The organism is Mesorhizobium sp. M1E.F.Ca.ET.041.01.1.1, assembly GCF_003997355.1.
Classification (GTDB): Bacteria; Pseudomonadota; Alphaproteobacteria; order Rhizobiales; family Rhizobiaceae; genus Mesorhizobium.
In genome coordinates, this window is sequence record NZ_RZSL01000069.1 from 1 (window position 1) to 17,410 (window position 17,410).

Below are 17,410 nucleotides of genomic sequence, written 5' to 3' on the forward strand. Positions count from 1 at the left end.
ATGGCGGATTTATCTTCAGTCTTGGTCATGGTGGCGTTCCTTCGCGGGAATCGGTGACGTGAACAATCACCAGCCTGCCATGACCGCCCTCTCGCAGCGAATTTGCAGAACTCTCAGCACACTACCCAAACACGGAAACCGAACCTGCGCTCTGAGACCGCTGCCGGTGGGCGCAGAACGTGCCCGCGTGGGATGGTTTGAATTGCGACCTGCATCAACCGCCCAACCCAACGGACCATCCGACGACGGTCAGACATCCTACCGGTTGGGAGTGGTTCGACGTGATGCGGCCTCGCAAAGGCTGGTGCAACCCGTCCAGTCATCGCACTCGTGCAGCGCACCCGCGATGACTGACGGCCGGTGCCGCTGTGGAATTTCGCGGAAACCGCGGGCTTTCAAGATGCGGCGCCACTGGAAGCGCATGCGTCGCTCTGGCGACCAGCTATCAGCCGAACTTTCTTGCGGAGGCGTCGCCGAAAAGTACCATCGTCGATGCATTACACGCCTCGCTGCGCGACGCCACGCGGCAGCGAAATGGAATACTGACAAGAAGGCCTCGTTGCGGCTTGGTGGCCCTGGCGACTGCCGACGCGAGCACGAACCGGCGCGAACTCGCAGTATCTCCGCTCAAGCGAGACGGCTGTGATGCCTCCCGCTTGCTGCCACCGTCGCCAGGATCCGGGCCCGACGATAGGCATCCGGGATGGACAAAGCCCATACGAACAACCCGAACGCATGTCGCCCGATGTACGACTGATCCGGTGTTGTCGTCGTGTAGCTGATCACCGAAAAGAAAAGCACGAAGAAAGCAAACGCCAGCCCGCGCTTTGCGTCGCGCACAGCGAAGTGACCCGCCCCGGGGAAGAGTATCGCCAGAGCAAGGACCAGATAGGGATTGATTGGCTTGTCCATCGACGACCTCAGGCGGCTTCGTAGACTGGAATAGTGGACTCGCCCGCAGCCAGCGCCTCGCTCAATGACTTCGCCTCCACGACCGCCTTGCTGACGAGGTCGGCTGAAATCGTCACAACGGCAAAGCGGATCTGCCGCAGGAATAGATGTGCCGCGCGCTCGCCCTGGGCGGCGTGACGGATCACCCGGGTGCCGCGCGGCGCAATGACGGCTTCCTTCACGCCCGGATCGGAAAAGAGGCTGCGGAACATCGTTGCGGCACGCTCGACCTGCCACGCAGTGGCGCGACCGTCGCCTCGCATCAATAGTGAAGTGTCCGTGTCCGGCGGCGCCATCCATTCAGGCAAGTCGTGAACGAGCGAATAATATTCAGCACCGGTCGGGCGGGCGAGCGCACCAATCGCTGGCCGGCTGCACTCGCGAAGTTCGCTTAGTGTCACTCTGAGCCACAGCTGCGGCAGTCGGCGCGTCACCATGGTGTCGGCAAGGAGCTCAAACCGGACCTGACGACCGTCCTCAAGGCGGCTTGTGAGAATAGGAAACTGGTCGGGAGCGAAGGTGATCCGAGCGTCTGGAAAAAGCGTCGACGCCTCGTCAAGAAGCCTCCTGCGCTGCGCGAGGATGGCACGATGGTCGCTGATCGCCCGCTTGCCCATCCAGGCACAGGCAGCGGCGACAAATGCGACAAGAGCGATTGTGGTGATCATTCGAGATCGCCTTGATGAGAACATAGCGGCGCAGAAGGCACGCCGCCACGTTACGGGTTCAATAACCGGCGGGCTTCGGCCAGGGCATGGTGAACTGGTCACCCCGACGCACGAACTGGTAGCGCCGGAAATGGAACCAGAGCGATGCCACGATGTAGAAGCACATCATCGCGCTGAGCTGCGTGCCATAGCCGAGGAAAACGGCGAAATAGGCAGCAGCGCATAGCGTCAGAAGCACAATCACCGGCAGCGGGTGGAGCGGATGCACGTAACCGCGCTTGATTGTGTCGAGCGGCCACTTGCGCCGGAACATGACCATGTTGAAGGTCATGAAGGTGTATCCGAGCAGGCCCGACAAGATCGAGAAGGTCACGACCTGGTCGAGCGGCGCGCCGAGCGCGAAGATGAGCGCGATGGGAACCAGGAATACGATCGACCGGTACGGCGTGCGGTAGACCGGGTGCACCGCGCCGAACCAGCTCGGCAGGTAGCGGTCGCGGCCCATCGAGAACCAGGCACGCGAAGCGTCGTTGATGCATCCGTTCGCAGAAGCGAGTGTCGAAAACATCGTACCGACGAAGAGCAGCACCATCAGGCCGGTGTTGCCCGTGACGCGCGCGGCGTCGAAGAGCGGCGTTCCGGCTTGACCGAGATATTCCCAAGGCAGGAGACCTGAGCAGACATACCAGGTCATGGTCGCGGCAATCAGCAGCGTCATGATGCCGGCCATAGTGCCGTAGGGCAGCGAACGCGCTGGCGATCGGACTTCTTCAGCCGCCTGGCAGGTTCCCTCGATGCCGAGATAGTACCACAAGCCGAAGTGCAGGGCCGCGACGATGCCGATCCAGCCATAGGGAAGCGGAGAGGTCGTGATCGCCGAAAAGTCCATCGGCACGGCGGAGGCACCGAGTTGCACCGAGACGAACAGGGCAATGATTGCCAGGAAGGCAATGGCCGTGATGACCAGATTGAAGGTCAGTGTAGCCAAAACGCCGCGGAAATTGAGCCACGCCAGGAACATGATGGAAAGGATGATGAACGGCTTCTGGTTGAGGCCGGTATGGCCCATCATCCCAGCGACCGTGTCAAGCAGATAGCCGACCGTAATCGCGTTGGCCGCCTCGAGCATGGTGTAGGCCATGACAAGGAACAGGCCGACATTGAACGCCATCAACGGCCCGACGATATGCTTGGCCTGAGCGTACTGGCCACCGGCGGCAGCAATGGTCGACGTCACTTCGGAGTCGATCATCGCCACGCAGGTGTAGAGCAGGCCAGCCACCCAGCAGGCGGCGAGCCCGGCGATCATGCCGCCTTTGCCGACAGAGAAGTTCCAGCCCATATATTCGCCGACGAGCACGATGCCGACGCCGAGCGCCCAGATATGGGCGGGGCCAAGAACGCGCAGGAGTTGAAGCCGCTCGGCTGCGGGTGCGGTTATAGTCACGTTTGCCATTTCCGTCCCCTCAGATCTGGTGGCGTTCGGCCGTCACCTCGATCTCGCCTTCGCGTGATGAGGTCAGCAACTCGTTGTCGTAGGTGGTGTCGATGCGAATGAGATTCATGAGCATCAGCGCACCGAACATGGCTGAGAGGGCCCAGGCCACGTACTCAAGAATGTTCCAGATATCCATGGTCGCCTTCCTATCGCCGCTTTGGATCGAAGCGTTCTTCGATCACTTCGCGGTATTCCCTGTCCGAAAGCCGCACGACCAAGACAAAATAGCCAATCACCAGCACCGCCATGACGAGCAGCGGGGCCCAACTGAAACTGTAATCGAAGCGGGCGGTGATGATGTCGTTCGCCGCAGCCGGGTCGGTAATTCCGATCGCTGCCCATTGCTTGGCCTCGGTCGCATTCTGACCGAGCGCTTCCCAGGTCGGATTGGCGATCGGGTTAGGCGTTTTGGCGGCGCCGGCAAAGCCCAGGTAAAGGGGCAAATAGAGGGCGCCCACCGTCAGCACGAGCAGGGTAATGACGTCGAAGACCTGACCGGCGAGGCCCTGTTTGGGAGGTTGATATGCCATTGCCAGCTCCTTAGCGCCTGCGCATCTCGTCGAGATGCTTGATGTCAAGGCCGTAGATGAAATGCTTGTCTTCCTCATAATGGCGCAGCATGGCGACAATGGCCGCCGTGTTGAACGCCAACACCAGTCCGCATGCGACCGACAGGATGATGCGCATGGCAGGGATCGAGATGTACGGCCAGACGCTGAACAGCGCGAAAAGAAGTGTGCCCCACAGCACGATGACGAAGGCCAACAGGCCTGCGCGATCGCGAGTGTGCATTTTGTCGATGCGCTGGTTGAGGCTGAGTTCGCCAGTTCGACTACTGATTGTTGCTTCCATTTGTTCTCCTCCAGGCGGCCATTTTCGGCTTCATTGCGCTTTTGCGGTAGGGAAAATTAATTTCCCAACAGGAATATCCGGCAAAGTTAATTTCCTGTCAAGTGACGCGGTGCAGATAGTGGATGGCGTCGGTAAGGCAGAGATGCTCCTGAACAGATTTGAACCCGGACATAGATTTGCCTTCGCGCGCCACGCGTTCACCATCGCCTCGACAGGTTTGGGGCCACGCCTTTTCGGTTGCGCGGAGCGGCCGTCGAAAGCTGCAAAGCCGCCTTGATCCCAGCGGAATTGCGCTCGGCGATCAGAGCTTCCGGCGCTGATCCATCAACGGTTGAACGCGAGAGCGTTTCACCGTTTCATGGAAACGGCGAACCGCTCTATCTCTTTGTTCTTACGCAATTCCGGACGGAAAACCGCTACACACTTTTCCTGGATTGCTCCAGGTCGGTCATGCCGGCCTGCTCAGCAAGAAGGCAATTCCGACTTCACGGGCGAACACCTCTGCTCCGGCAAGGGTCACTCGTAGATCGGAAATCGGCCGACCAAATCCTGCACTTCCTCGCGCACAGCCGCCTCGATAGCTGCATTGCCGCTCTCGCCTTTGGCGGCCAACCCATCAATGACGCACATCGTCAGACGGCCGACTTGACGGAACTCGTCGGCGAGGAAACCGCGCGTCGTACACGCCGGCGTGCCGAGCCGAACCCCGGATGTGATGGTCGGTCCTTGCGGATCGAAGGGGATGCCGTTCTTGTTGCAGGTGATGTGGGCGCGGCCAAGCGCGGTCTCCACTGCCTTGCCAGTCAGATCCTTGCGCCGCAGGTCGACCAGCATCAAATGCGTATCGGTGCCGCCTGAGACGATGTCGACACCGCCATTGGCAAGTGTCTCTGCAAGGATTTTGGCGTTGGCGACGACGTTTGACGCATAGGCCTTGAATTCCGGCGCCAGCGCCTCGCCGAAGGCGACTGCCTTGGCAGCAATGACGTGCATCAACGGCCCGCCCTGCAGACCAGGAAACACCGCCGAGTTGATCTTCTTCCCGATCTCCTCGTCGTTGGAGAGCACCATGCCGCCACGAGGGCCGCGCAGGGTTTTGTGTGTGGTCGTGGTCACCACGTGGGCGTGTTCGAGGGGATTGGGGTGGACGCCGCCGGCCACCAGGCCGGCGAAATGCGCCATGTCCACGAACAGCTTGGCCCCAACTTCGTCGGCGATCTCACGAAACGCTTTGAAAGCGATAATGCGGGGATAGGCCGACCCGCCGGCAAGAATCACCTTGGGTTGGTTCTTGCGCGCCAGGTCGCGCACCTCATCGAGGTCGATGCGATGGGTGTCTGGCCGCACCCCGTAGGAAACGACGTTGAACCACTTGCCGGACTGGTTGACCGGCGCGCCGTGCGTGAGATGCCCGCCGGCGGAGAGGTTAAGACCCAGAAAGGTGTCGCCGGGCTGCATCAGCGCCATGAAGACCGACTGGTTGGCCTGACTGCCGGAGTTCGGCTGTACGTTTGCAAACGAGCAGCCAAACAGCGCCTTGGCGCGCTCGCGCGCCAGATCCTCGACTTCGTCGACGAACTGGCAGCCGCCATAGTACCGGCGGCCGGGATAACCCTCGGCATATTTGTTGGTCAGCACCGAACCCTGTGCCTCGAGCACCGCCCTGGAGACGATGTTTTCGGAAGCGATCAACTCGATCTCGTTGCGCTGGCGAGAGAGCTCCCGCTGCATGGCGTCGCTGACGGCATGGTCCGCAACAGCTACTCCTGCGCTGAAGAAACGACTTGCGGCGCCGGTGTCAGGTTTGGTCGAGATGTTCATGAAGCTCCTCCCTTGCGGCGCGACGCCAAGATCGTCATCACCCGGTCCAGCCTAGACCGGTTGAAATGCAATTGATTGAAAGCAGCAGCGCGTTGACCGCACGCTTGGGCTTGGCCGTCGTGCCGTCCTGCGCGCGAACTTCGCGCAAAAGCTGCACCTGCAACCGATGTATGCCGTCCAGCTGCGGCCTGATTCGGTCGAAGTGCTGCTTGAAGGCCGGAAAGCGCTGCGAAACCTTTAGGCCGCCATTGATCTCGGCAATGGTCTTGCGGGTCAAAGCATATTCGGCGGCGATCTTGCGGTATATCCGTTCGCCCACCTCGTGGTCCTGCACCAGCCCAGCGTAGAGCCGGCCGATCTCCATGTCGGTTTGGTAAAGTCCCTTATCGACCTCGTCGACGATAAGGCGGAAAAAGCGCGAGCGCTCGAACATCTGCCGGAGCAATTCCAACCCGGCGTTGCCGCGAACAGTGAGGAACGAGTTGAGCGCGCTGCCGATGCCGTACCAATTGGTCAGCAGATGCCGGTTCTGGCTCCAGGCAAAAACCCAGGGAATGGCGCGCAGATCGGAAATGTCGCGCGCGCCGAAGCGGCGGGCCGGACGCGAACCGATCTTCAGCAGCGACAGCTCTTCCACCGGGCTCGCCTGGTTGAAATAGTCGATGAAGCCCGGCTCGTTGATGAGGCCCGAATAGGACGCCTGCGACATGCCGGTCAAAGCCTCCAGCGCCTCACTGAACTCAGGGATGTCCCTTAACTCAGGCTCATTGTGTGATTTGACGGTATGGGCGAAGACGCTCGCAGCAAGGATCTCGAGCTGATAGAGTCCCGTACCGCGATTTGCGAATTTCGATGACACGACTTCGCCCTGCTCGGTCACGCGCATCGCCCCGCCAACTGTGCCGGCAGGCTGAGCAGCGATCGCTCGACCTGTCGGCGCACCGCCTCGACTGACAGAGCCGCCGCGGCCGTGGAAGAAGCTGATGGCGATCTTGCGCTTCTGGCTGAGGGCGTGGATTCGTCTTTGCGTCTTATTCAATTCCCAATTCGAAGCAAGGAAACCACCGTCCTTGTTGGAGTCGGAGTATCCCAGCATGACTTCCTGCCGGTTGTCGAAGTCGCGCACGGAACGGCGCACGATCGAGACTGAAAGAAGCTGATCCAGAACATCAGGCGCGGCGCGCAGGTCGCCGATAGTCTCGAAAAGCGGCACGACGCGCAGTGCGATCGCACCGCTGCCGTCGAGCGCGGTGGCCATACCGGAATATTGGGCGAGCAGATAAACTGCCAGCAGGTCCTCGGAAGAACGAGTCATGCTCAAGATGAAGGCGCCAATCGCACCGCCGTTCGGCCCTGAGGAGGCTTCGCGGATGACGTCGAATAGGTCGAGAAGTTCCCGCGCCTCCTCGGAGAGCGATTGCCGATCGATCCTAAGCTGTTCGCCGGCGCTGAGTGCCGAACGAATGCGCTGGGCCCATTGCGGCGTATCGAGCGCCGGTGCTTTGTCCGCATCCATGTGCTTGAAAAGCTCGGACAGCACCAGATTGACGACCGTCGAGTTCTGGCGAATGTCCAATGCGACCGTACGAAAGCCGAAGGTCTCGACCTGCTGGCGCAAAGGGCGAACGAAGCGCCGCGCAACGTGGTTGCCGCCCACTTTGGCAAGGACCGTTTCGAGGTGCCGCAGGTCGGTCTTGAACAACTCTGACCGGGCATACGGCTTGGCCGCCGTCTCGCCGAGCATAGCCCGCAGGCGATCCAGCATCGCGGCCGCGAACTGCCGCAGCGGCTCTCCCGGATTGCGCGCCACGATCTCCCGAGCCGCGCCGGATCGATGCAGCGCGTGGCCGAGCGCCTTGTTGAAGTCTTCCGGAATGTCGACGACATTCGCGCTGACGCTGAGCACGGCGACCAACCGGCGAACCTGCTGGATGTACCAATTGATGGCTGCCTGGCGGCATTCCGTGAGCGCCTGAGCGGTGGTCTTGGCCGTGACATTTGGATTGCCGTCGCGATCTCCACCGATCCACGACGCGTAGCGCATGAAGGACGGCACCTTGAGATCGTATTTCGGGTAGTGACGGGCGAACGCCTCCTCGATGGCATCATAGATCTTCGGCGTCGCCTCGAAGATCACCTCCCGGAAGAAATGCAGCCCCCATGCAATCTCGCTTTCGACCGAGGGTCGTTCAAGTCGCAACTCCCCCGACATCCACAATAGCTCGATCTCGCTCCTGAGATCGTCGATCAGCTGCTCGCGCTCGCGCGGCGCCCAACGCTGCTGCTCGAGTTCGGTGAGCTTACGGTAGATGCGCCGATGAATTTCGAGAACAGTGACGCGCTTGGCCTCGGTCGGGTGGGCGGTCATGGTTGGCCCGACATTCAGCCTATCGAGGGCACCCTGCAGTTCTTCGGCCGGATAGCCGGCCGCGGCGATCTCGCCCACGACATTGGCGAAGGAGCCAATCACCTCATCCGCGCCACCCATCTGCTCGAGCTCGCGACGTGAACGCATCGCGAGCAATTCGTTGGCGATAGCGACGAGCTGGAACCATATCCCGGTCGCCTGGAGAGCAGGGATGCGCTGAGCATCGGCGAGAGTGTCGAGACTAACACGCCCGGCCGGAACGCCGGCTATCCCAGGTTCACGTTCGCTGACGACAGAGGTCAGCAGCCTGAACAGAAGGCTTCTGACGTCCTCGTGACAGCTGAGCAGTCTGCTGTCGTCCAAAGCGGCACCCATTCGTCTAGGCGTTATCCCGGACGGCCGACCTGAGCAGGCGCCTCGGGAAACTAAGAAAGCCATTTGGAAGCAGACAGGTTTTTTTGCTCCTTGAAAACGCCCGGACGGGTAGATTTGCCATTCGATTGGGTAGGTCGATGCCCAGTCCAGATGGTGGTCGGCAAGGGTGTCCAGGACTACCCGGCCAGGCAGAAATCACAATCCTATCCAATCGTTGGTCCAGTGCGTCTCGCCCGCAAAGCGCTACTTGCCTAATATGCAAAAATGTTGCACCTTGGTAAAAATTGCTGGCCTTCGGAATAACGCTTGTTGTCCGGCGCTATCATGCGGAACGAAAGGATATGGACGTGCAGCAAGTGCTTCCTGGTCTCTTCGAAGGGCATGCTCCAATCACCCTTCAGAACGCTTTCCATGATGCGCTTGAAGCTCTCGAAGAATGGAGGGAGAGCGACGACGAGCCTTTCGTCCAGATTCACGGCGTTCCTGTACAGATCAGCAGAATTTTCGTCAGAATGGGCGACTGTACCGACCTGCTGCCGCTCAGAACGCAAGGCGTTCTTGGCGCGATCGTTGGTATGAGCGTGGTTCGCGCTGCGGACCGCATACTTTACGCTGAAGCCGCGAGGCTTGTGATACCCTTGTGCGCTCCGGCGACTCGACTGTGCCGTCGCCCTTCCGAGCACGTTTAATGCATGTCGCCCAAAAGTGCGCAGCGGTTTTGGGGGAACGACATGCATCAAAACAAAGACTTAAAGCGCGTCGCCTGGCTCCGCTTCAGCGCGACGCGCTTTAGATATTCAGGATACCTCTTCGCCTAAGGCAGGAAATTTATCCGGCCGGCCTCGAATTGGCAGGCCGCTAGCCGATGCCGGCGACAACTTTCTTGAGCTCAAAGACGGTCGCGATTTCTTTCACCGGCATAGAGCGCCACCGCCATCGCTCGATTGCGAACGTCCAGTTTTTCGTACAGATTTTTGAGGTGATATTTGACGGTATTCTCAGAAATTCCGGTGCGGGCTGCGATCTGAATGTTGGTCCAGCCATCGGCCAGCACCGACAGCAACTCTCTCTCGCGTGTCGTCAGCCGCGAAAGCGGCGTGTCGTTGATTTTCGAGACATCTACATAGGGGATACAAATCCGGCCTTGCGCGACCGCGGTCAGTGTGTCGAATAGGACCGCCGGGTCGTCGAACTGATAGCAGAACCCTTGGGCGCCGAGGCGCACGCACTGCCTGAGAATGGCTACGTCGTGGTCATTGGAAAAGATCACGATGCGCGCACAAAGGTTGCGCTGCTGCATTTCCGTAAGCAAGCTGGCGCCGTTCATGTCGGACAGTTTCCAGCCGACCACGGCAAGATCGAATTGAGCGGTCGCGGCTGATGCCGCCTGGAGAAAGGCTTCGCCGGTCTGCACATTGCCGACAAGATCAAAGCGACGATCCCGCGAGATCATGTCGGTCAGTGCAGCAACCACAAGCGGGTTGCGCTCCGCGATCAAGACTCTGAACCTTGTCTCTCCGCCCATCGATATCACTTGATCCCAATGCCCAGAACCGACCGTGGCGGCACGCAGGCGCACACCTTGGGTTCCAGCACCTTCTCCCCTGCTCTCTTCCACGATTGATCGGTGACTCCGACCTGCTTCGGGTCCCAGCGTTACCGGTCTCGTTGAATAGCGCATTCTAAATTCATACCATGAATTTTATTTTCCTTCTAGTACAATTTTTCGCCACAACCCCAGACCGGATGGTGATCGATATTTTTCTTGGCATGAATTTTTTTGCACATGAGTTGACCAGGGTTGGGAACCCTTTCGGATCGCAGTTGATATCGCCCGTGCGATCAACGAACGCGATGCCATGAAGCGACGAGCCGCCCTGCGAGTCGTCAAGTGAACAAATCGAGCAAGAACAAAACGTGGCCGACGCCGACTCTCTGGGCTCATAATGGGCCCAAAACGTTTTGGGCTGAGGTCACTTTTTATCAATAGAATCAACGGTTATGGTGGGCCCGGAGGGTCATTGTTTTCGACAGAAAATCAATACGTTAGCGGGTGATTCGCCAACCCATTTCCTTCGTATTCTCTCGTATTGTCCGGCGAACCTAAGGACCAGGAGGAGGACTAGTTTTCAATGCAAGCGGTATCTCTGTCTTAATCCCACAAAAAGGGTCGATGAATGCATGTTGACCAAGGGTACGAGCGCTGGTTGGGGGCCGAAGAACGAACCCGCTGCGCGGGATGGGCGCGTGGGGAGAGGGTAGAGATCACGAGCCAGACGCCGCGCCCGCATCACCCCAGCCAGGTTGGCCGTAAGCCGTGACGGCCACCCATCCTGACATGAATGCGCGAACCTTCGTGTTACGGCATGGTGGTTTCTGCGACACCCGGTCTTGCCTGCCATGAAGTGAAGAGGAGAGTTCACCACGTCCAGGATCAGCCGCCGCGCCTTGCTCTTTCACTCCAGCAGCGCCGTTGTCGCCTCGACCGTTGCGGCAGCGGCTCTCAACACAAAACCGCCGCGCCGAGATCGAGAACCGTCCAGCGAACTGCGTGCGCTGATTGAGGCGCACAAGACGAAATACGTGGTGTTTGGCAAGGCCATCCATGAAATGGGCGGAAGCAGCCGCGACTACGACAGAGCCAGCCGAGCAGAGGAAAAGGCGCTGCTGGCCATCTGCGCCTACCCTGCGGTCAGGGAGGGCGATCGCTGGGCCAAGGCCCGATATCTATTGGAGATCGAGGCGCGCGGCGAACTCGACCTGCCAGAGCATATGCAGGCTCTTCTCCGCTCAACAATGTGGAAGGGATGAGACTGACCGCGGTGCAGCCGGTCAGCCTCCATCAGATTGCCCGAAGCTCGCCGGCTGACGTCTTTCCAGAACGGGGTGGAAAGCTGACCTTTGCATCCGCAGAGCCGACCGCCTTGCGCCAGCTGTCCTTGGCGACATCAGGCGGAGCTCATTGAAGCTCCGCAAGCTAACGTTTCGGTTTCTGCGGGTCCTTGGTTAGCGCCAAGGGTAGCGCTGTAAACCTACTCTGCCGCTAATTTGACACCTGACCGTTTAGCGAGCAGAGCTGCAACATCATCAACGGCCTGCGCGGTCCGTTTCAGGATCGGTTCAGACCGAAGCACGCCTTCGCTGAGGTCCTTGTCGGTAGCGTATACGGCGGTAGGGAGCGTCAAGGCTTCGAAGAATCCGAAGAGCGGCCTGAGCTGGTGCTCGACGATCAGCGCATGGCGCTCGCCGCCGCCGGTCGCCGTCAGGAGCACAGGCTTACCCTTCAGCGCCGCCGGATCGATGAGGTCGAAGAAGTGCTTGAAAAGCCCGGTATAGCTGCCCTTGTAGGTCGGCGAGCCGACGACGAGCACGTCTGCCGCGATCACCTGTGCGAGGATCGCCTGCGCACTTGGGGCGAGATCTCGCGCCCATCTGGCGGTGCCTAGCGAGGGGCCGACATCGTCGATGTCATAGGTCCGCGAAGATAGGCCATGGCGGTTGGCCACATCCTGGACGATGAGATCGACGAACGCGCGTGTCTTCGACGGGCGGGTGATGTTGCCGGAAAAGCCGACGATTGCTGGATTGGACATGAAGCGGACTCCGGGTGGCTCCAGAATTTGAGACTTAGGCGGCCCGAGTGGGCCGCCATCGGCGGGTCACACGGGCGCCTGGCCCGCGGCGGATCGTTCAGCTCCAGGCGTGCAGCGGCGGCTTCTCGCCGTTGAGGAAATACTTGCCGAGGATTGCGTATTTCCAGCGCACCGGATCGTGCAGCGTATGGGTGCGGGCATTGCGCCAGTGCCGGTCGAGATTGTGCTCGGCCAAGGTCGAGCGTGTGCCCGCCAGTTCGAACAGCTTGTTGGTCGCGGCAATCGCAATCTCCGTCGACAGGATCTTTGCCTCGGCCGTGATCACTTGGGCATGCGCCACGGTCTCGGCGGTGGGCTCGGCCACCGCGCGGTCGATGGCGAGGCCGGCCTTTTCTAGCAGCGCCTGCGCGGCATGAAGCCTAAGCGTCAGATCGCCGATGGCCTGGATCGTGTAGGGATCGTCCCAGGCATTGTCGACGCCGCTGTCGATCCAGGCGCGGCTCTTCGTCCGGACGAAGTGCACCGTCTCGTCAATCGCGGCCTGTGCGATACCGGTGTCCACCGCCACCTGGATGATCTGGAAGATCGCGCCGTCGGCGGTCGGCTTGTCGTAACCCTTGTAGCCCGGCACCAGATGGGTCTTCGGCACCTTGACGTTGTCGATGATGACGGTGCCCGACAGCGTCGTGCGCTGGCCGAAGCTCGACCAGTCGTCGATCACGGTGAGGCCAGGCGCGGCACGATCGGCGATCGCGTACCAGGCGCGGCCCTCGTCGTCGAGCGCAACGATCGGCACCAGATGGGCCAGCAGCGCGCCGGACGAATAGAATTTTTGGCCGTTGACGATGACATGATCGCCGGCGTCGGTGAACTTGGTCTCGAAATCAGCCGCGCGCTTAGAGCCGAATTCCGAGAAGGCGTTGCCGAACCGCGTGCCTTTCAGCACTTCGGCGAATAGAAGCGCCTGCTGGTCCTTGTCGGAGACGGTGCGGATTGCCGCGACGACGCCGAGATGATTCTGGGCGATCTGGCCGATCGAGGAATCGGCCGCCGAGATGATTTCGATCACCTTGGCTAAAGTCGCGTAGGACACTTCCGGGCCGTCGAAAGCGTTCGGCACGTTGATCGACCACAGACCGCTTTGCGAGAATTGATCGAGCTCGGCTACAGGCCAGATCCGCTCGCGATCGCGCTTGGAAGAGTCCTTGACGAATTCGGCGGCGAGCCGGCGTGCGATCGCAATCGCTTCGGCATCGTCCTTGACGATATGCGCCGGAGCGGTCGGCCTTGGCACCGGCGGCACGGCGGCCACGGCCTTGTCTGTCTTTACGTTAGAGACGGTCATTTCATGGCTCCTTCGGAGTTGTTAGGCGACGGCATGAAGGTGAGCAGCGTGCGAAGCCTGCTGTCCGAGATAGAAAGCTCGAACGTCCTCGCGCTGGCGAAGCTCCGCAGCCGGTCCGGACAGCACGGAAACGCCGTTCTCGAGCACGGTGGCGTGGTCGGCATATTTCAGCGCGACCGCCGAGTTCTGCTCGGCAACCAGGATCGACAGCCCGGTCTCACGATTGAGCTTCTTCAACGCCAGGAAGATGTCCTGCACGACCAGCGGAGCGAGGCCCATCGAAGGCTCGTCGAGGACAAGCAGGCGGGGACGCGACATCAGCGCCCGGCCGATCGCGGTCATCTGCTGCTCGCCGCCTGAGGTCAGACCGGCAAGCGTTTTGCGCTTTTCGGCGAGCCGCGGGAAGAATTCGTAGATCCGCTCAAGGTCCTGGTTGATCTCGGCGCGCCGGCCGCTGCGGCCGATGCCGCCGGAAACCAGATTCTCCTCGACGGTTAGACTCTTGAAGCAGTGGCGGCCCTCCAGCACCTGGACGAGCCCGGCGCGTACGAGGTCGCCCGGCCTCCGGCGGGTGACGTCGCCGCCATCGAACAGGATCGTGCCGGCATTGATCTGGCCGCGTTCGGCCGGAAGCAGGTTGGAGACCGCCTTCAGCGTCGTGCTCTTGCCGGCGCCGTTGGCGCCGAGCAGCGCCAGGATCTCGCCTCGCCTCAGCTCGAAGCTGACGCCGTGCAGCGCGGTGATGGCGTGGTTGTAGGTGGCATGGACATTGTCCACGACAAGAATGACGTCATTGGCCGGCATCGCGTCTTTCCCGCTTCTCGCAAACGAAGTGAGGCGGGCGCCGAAGCATGATCGGCGCCCGGTCGGTGGGTTAGTTGGTCGCTAGTGCATCAGCATCGGCGGCGGTGCGCAGCTTGATGCCCTTCTCGGCGGCATAGGCCTCGGCCGACTTTTCGATGATCGGCCTCAGCAGTGCCCAGTCGGGCGCGATCCAGTCGGACACGACATTCCACTTCTTGCCGTCCCACTGCTGGAAGGTCACGTAGCCTTCGCCCTCGTGGTTGTCCCAGCTGACATTGATGGAATGGAACAGGTCCTTGGCGCCGAGCGCTTCGACCTTGGCCGGGTCGAGCTTGAGATGCTCGAAGCCCCAACGAACCTCGTCGCCCGTCAGCGTGCGGTGGCCGAACTTCTCCTGCGCGATGCGGATGGCCTCGACGTTGAGGATGCCGTTGACAATGCCGAGATTGTGGTAGACCGAGCCGATGCGCGACTTGTCCTCGAGATTGCCCTTGCCGGCGCCGTAGACGGTCTTCACGATCTCTTGCACCACCGGATAGGTGTTACCCGACGCCTGCGTGGTGATGGCTGTGTAACCCTTGGCGGCATCGCCGGCCGGGATGACGTCCTCTTCCGAGTTCGACCAGACATTGCCGATGATATGGTCGACCGGATAGCCTACCTTCACCGCCGTCTTCAACGCCACCGGATTCATGACGCCCCAGCCGCGCAGCACGACGAAGTCCGGCTTGGCGCGGCGGATCGTCAGCCATTGCGACTGCTGCTCGTTGCCGGGATGCGGCACCTCGATCTGCTGCACGGTGAAGCCGTATTTCTGCGCCAGCAGCTCATAGATCGGGATCGTCTCCTTGCCGTAGGGCGAGCCGTGATAGAGCACGACGATCTTCTTGCCCTTCAGTCTGTCGATGCCGCCTTCCTTGGCGGCGATGTAGTTCACGATGCCGGAGGTCTCGCTGTAGGGGTTGAGCAGCAGCGGGAAGACATAGGGGAAGACCCGACCGTCGGTGGAGTCGGTGCGGCCGTGATTGACCGTGATCAGCGGCACCTTGTCGGCGGTGATGCGGTCGATCATGGCGTAGGCGATGCCGACCGAAAGCGGATTCCAGGCGGCAGCGCCGGCATGGCTCTTCTGGCGCTCGTAGCATTCGACGCCGCGTTCGACCTCATACTGGGTCTCGCACTCGTCCCAGGTCAGCTTGACGCCGTTGACACCGCCGTCGCGGATGTTGATGAGGTTGAGGTAGTCGATGAAGCCGCCGAAGAAGCCGGTGCCGCCGGCCGCGTAAGGCCCGACGCGATAGCTTTGCAGCGGGAAATATTGCTCGTCCGCGTGGGCCGCCGGCAAGGCCACCGACACGGCCAGCGCCGCCGAAATGGCGACCGCCTTGACTGTGCTAAGGAAGGTCATGGTTCGAGGTGCTCCAGTATGGGCTTTGAATTGCCCTGGTTCATTTTCCGAATGTCTGCAGTGGTTTGCGGCCTATGGCCCAAACCGGCTCAGCTCGATTGCCAGGCGAGCAGGAGCCGTCTCCGGACCCTGTCCCACAGGGCGACCAGCCCGTCCGGTTCCAGGATCAGAAAGAGGATGATGAGGGCGCCGAGTACGATGCGCTGGCTCATGTCGAGCACGCCGGAATCGAACACGTCGCCCAGCAGGAAATTGCCGAGGCGCGACAGCGCCAGCGGAAAGACGACGATGAGCGCGGCACCCAGAAAGGCGCCTCGGATCGAGGCGAGCCCGCCGATGATGATGATGAACAGGATCTGGAACGAGCGGTCGAGATCGAAACCGGCCGGCTCGACGGTCCTGAGATAGGCGAAGGCCCAGATGACGCCGGCGACGCCGATGATAAAGGACGAGATGGCAAAGGCGAGCAGCTTCGTCTTCAGCACCGGAATGCCGATAATGCGGGCCGCCGTCTCGTTGTCTCGGATGGCAATGAAGTTGCGTCCGGTCTGCGAGGAGACCAGCCGATGGGCTAGAAATGTCAGGATGACGACGACCGTCAGCGCGAACAGGTAGCGACCCACGGCGCCATCGAACTCGAAGCCCGCGATGAAAAGCTTCGGCGCGTCGATGACGCCCGACGCCGAGTCGTTGGGGAACCAGCTGAACTTGGTCAGCGCCCACTGTACGAAGAACTGCGCCGCGAGCGTCGAGACCGCCAGATAGAAGCCGCGCAGCCGCAGGCTGGGCAGGCCGAAGACGATGCCGATCGCGGCCGCAACGAGACCGGCGAGGATGATGCTGGCGATCAGCGGCAGACCCTCAACGCGGAGGTTGAAATTATAGGCGGCAAAGGCGCCCGCTGCCATGAAGGCGGCGCTGCCCAGCGACACCTGTCCGGCATAGCCGGTGAGGATGTTCAGCCCGACGCCCGCCAGGCTGAGCGCCAGGAAGGGCAGCAGGATCGCCTCGAACAGATACGAGCCGCCGACGAGCGGCACGACCGTATAGGCGACGGCGACGACGATCAGCGGCACCAGCCATTTCGGCAGGACTGCGCCCTTAGACAATTCGACTGCTGACAATTCGGTTGCGATCGCGCTCATCGTCAGACCCTTTCGACAAGCTTCTGGCCGAACAGGCCGGATGGGCGGATGAGCAGGAAGACGAGCGCGACGACATAGGCGAACCAGCTCTCGATGCCGCCGCCGAAATAGTCGCCGATATAGACCTCGGCGAGTTTCTCGCTGGCGCCGATCAAAAGCCCGCCGACAATCGTGCCGAGGATGGAATCGAAGCCGCCGAGCACCAGCACCGGAAGCGCCTTCAGCACCACCAGCGACAGCGAGAACTGGACGCCGAGCCGCGCGCCCCAGAGCAGTCCGGCCACCAGCGCGACGAGGCCGGCCGCGGCCCACACGCTCGCCCAGATCAGCGGCAGCCTGAGGCCGACGGCGAGCGCCGCGAACTGGTCGTCGGCGACGGCGCGGAAGCTGAGCCCGATACGAGTGTAGCGGAAGAACAGCGACAGCAGCAGCACCATGCCGGCCGCCACCGCGGCGGCGAAGATGTCGAACTGGCTGATCAGCACGCCACCGACTTCCAGCGGTACGTCCTCGATGCCGAGCTCGAGGCCATGCACCTGCGTGCCCCAGATGAGCTGAGCGGCGCCCTCGATGATGTAGGAC

17 protein-coding genes are annotated in these 17,410 nt (G+C 61.2%); 1 reads left to right on the plus strand and 16 read right to left on the minus strand.

Annotated elements, in window-relative coordinates; genetic code table 11:
* Window positions 1-627: 627 nt before the first annotated feature.
* From EOA38_RS08680 to EOA38_RS08725, 10 genes are all read right to left on the minus strand, one after another.
* The gene (locus tag EOA38_RS08680; RefSeq protein ID WP_126089991.1) at window positions 628-912 is read right to left on the minus strand and encodes a hypothetical protein; all 285 of its coding nucleotides are present in this window, start codon (window positions 910-912) and stop codon (window positions 628-630) included.
* An 8-nt stretch (window positions 913-920) separates the two neighbouring features.
* Window positions 921-1,619 (minus strand): hypothetical protein, encoded by a 699-nt coding sequence (locus tag EOA38_RS08685; protein ID WP_127298968.1) that lies wholly within the window; start codon window positions 1,617-1,619, stop codon window positions 921-923.
* Between the two features lie 58 nt (window positions 1,620-1,677).
* Complete coding sequence (locus EOA38_RS08690) at window positions 1,678-3,075, minus strand: amino acid permease (protein WP_126089993.1); 1,398 nt, start codon at window positions 3,073-3,075, stop codon at window positions 1,678-1,680.
* A gap of 10 nt (window positions 3,076-3,085) precedes the next feature.
* Entirely contained in the window at window positions 3,086-3,253 is a 168-nt protein-coding gene (locus EOA38_RS08695; RefSeq protein ID WP_189350760.1) for a hypothetical protein, read from the minus strand.
* Between the two features lie 10 nt (window positions 3,254-3,263).
* Window positions 3,264-3,647, minus strand: coding sequence for a hypothetical protein (locus EOA38_RS08700; protein ID WP_126089994.1), 384 nt, complete (start codon window positions 3,645-3,647; stop codon window positions 3,264-3,266).
* A gap of 10 nt (window positions 3,648-3,657) precedes the next feature.
* Window positions 3,658-3,969: a hypothetical protein gene (locus EOA38_RS08705; protein WP_126089995.1), complete on the minus strand. Its 312-nt coding sequence runs from the start codon at window positions 3,967-3,969 to the stop codon at window positions 3,658-3,660.
* 516 nt (window positions 3,970-4,485) lie between these two features.
* Window positions 4,486-5,790 (minus strand): serine hydroxymethyltransferase, encoded by a 1,305-nt coding sequence (gene glyA, locus EOA38_RS08710; protein ID WP_127298969.1) that lies wholly within the window; start codon window positions 5,788-5,790, stop codon window positions 4,486-4,488.
* A gap of 37 nt (window positions 5,791-5,827) precedes the next feature.
* A complete protein-coding gene (locus EOA38_RS08715; RefSeq protein ID WP_127298970.1) occupies window positions 5,828-8,521 on the minus strand; it encodes a phosphoenolpyruvate carboxylase in 2,694 nt (897 codons plus the stop codon).
* Between the two features lie 263 nt (window positions 8,522-8,784).
* The gene (locus EOA38_RS39055; protein ID WP_189434560.1) at window positions 8,785-9,270 is read right to left on the minus strand and encodes a hypothetical protein; all 486 of its coding nucleotides are present in this window, start codon (window positions 9,268-9,270) and stop codon (window positions 8,785-8,787) included.
* A 152-nt stretch (window positions 9,271-9,422) separates the two neighbouring features.
* Complete coding sequence (locus EOA38_RS08725) at window positions 9,423-10,058, minus strand: response regulator transcription factor (RefSeq protein WP_126095617.1); 636 nt, start codon at window positions 10,056-10,058, stop codon at window positions 9,423-9,425.
* A gap of 923 nt (window positions 10,059-10,981) precedes the next feature.
* On the opposite strand from EOA38_RS08725, the gene EOA38_RS08730 reads away from it, so the two are divergent.
* Window positions 10,982-11,344 carry a hypothetical protein gene (locus tag EOA38_RS08730; RefSeq protein WP_245480798.1) on the plus strand — a complete coding sequence of 121 codons (363 nt, stop codon included), beginning with the start codon at window positions 10,982-10,984 and terminating at the stop codon, window positions 11,342-11,344.
* A 221-nt stretch (window positions 11,345-11,565) separates the two neighbouring features.
* On the opposite strand, the gene msuE is transcribed toward EOA38_RS08730, so the two are convergent.
* From msuE to EOA38_RS08760, 6 genes are all read right to left on the minus strand, one after another.
* Complete coding sequence (msuE, locus tag EOA38_RS08735; protein ID WP_126090000.1) at window positions 11,566-12,126, minus strand: FMN reductase; 561 nt, start codon at window positions 12,124-12,126, stop codon at window positions 11,566-11,568.
* A 97-nt stretch (window positions 12,127-12,223) separates the two neighbouring features.
* A complete protein-coding gene (locus EOA38_RS08740) occupies window positions 12,224-13,471 on the minus strand; it encodes an SfnB family sulfur acquisition oxidoreductase (RefSeq protein ID WP_127298972.1) in 1,248 nt (415 codons plus the stop codon).
* A 21-nt stretch (window positions 13,472-13,492) separates the two neighbouring features.
* Window positions 13,493-14,275, minus strand: coding sequence for an ABC transporter ATP-binding protein (locus EOA38_RS08745; RefSeq protein WP_127298973.1), 783 nt, complete (start codon window positions 14,273-14,275; stop codon window positions 13,493-13,495).
* A gap of 70 nt (window positions 14,276-14,345) precedes the next feature.
* Window positions 14,346-15,683: an ABC transporter substrate-binding protein gene (locus tag EOA38_RS08750; protein WP_127298974.1), complete on the minus strand. Its 1,338-nt coding sequence runs from the start codon at window positions 15,681-15,683 to the stop codon at window positions 14,346-14,348.
* An 89-nt stretch (window positions 15,684-15,772) separates the two neighbouring features.
* Complete coding sequence (locus tag EOA38_RS08755) at window positions 15,773-16,828, minus strand: branched-chain amino acid ABC transporter permease (protein WP_127298975.1); 1,056 nt, start codon at window positions 16,826-16,828, stop codon at window positions 15,773-15,775.
* A 2-nt stretch (window positions 16,829-16,830) separates the two neighbouring features.
* Window positions 16,831-17,410, minus strand: a 580-nt coding sequence (locus EOA38_RS08760; RefSeq protein WP_145965935.1) for a branched-chain amino acid ABC transporter permease, incomplete at its 5' end; no start/stop codon positions are given.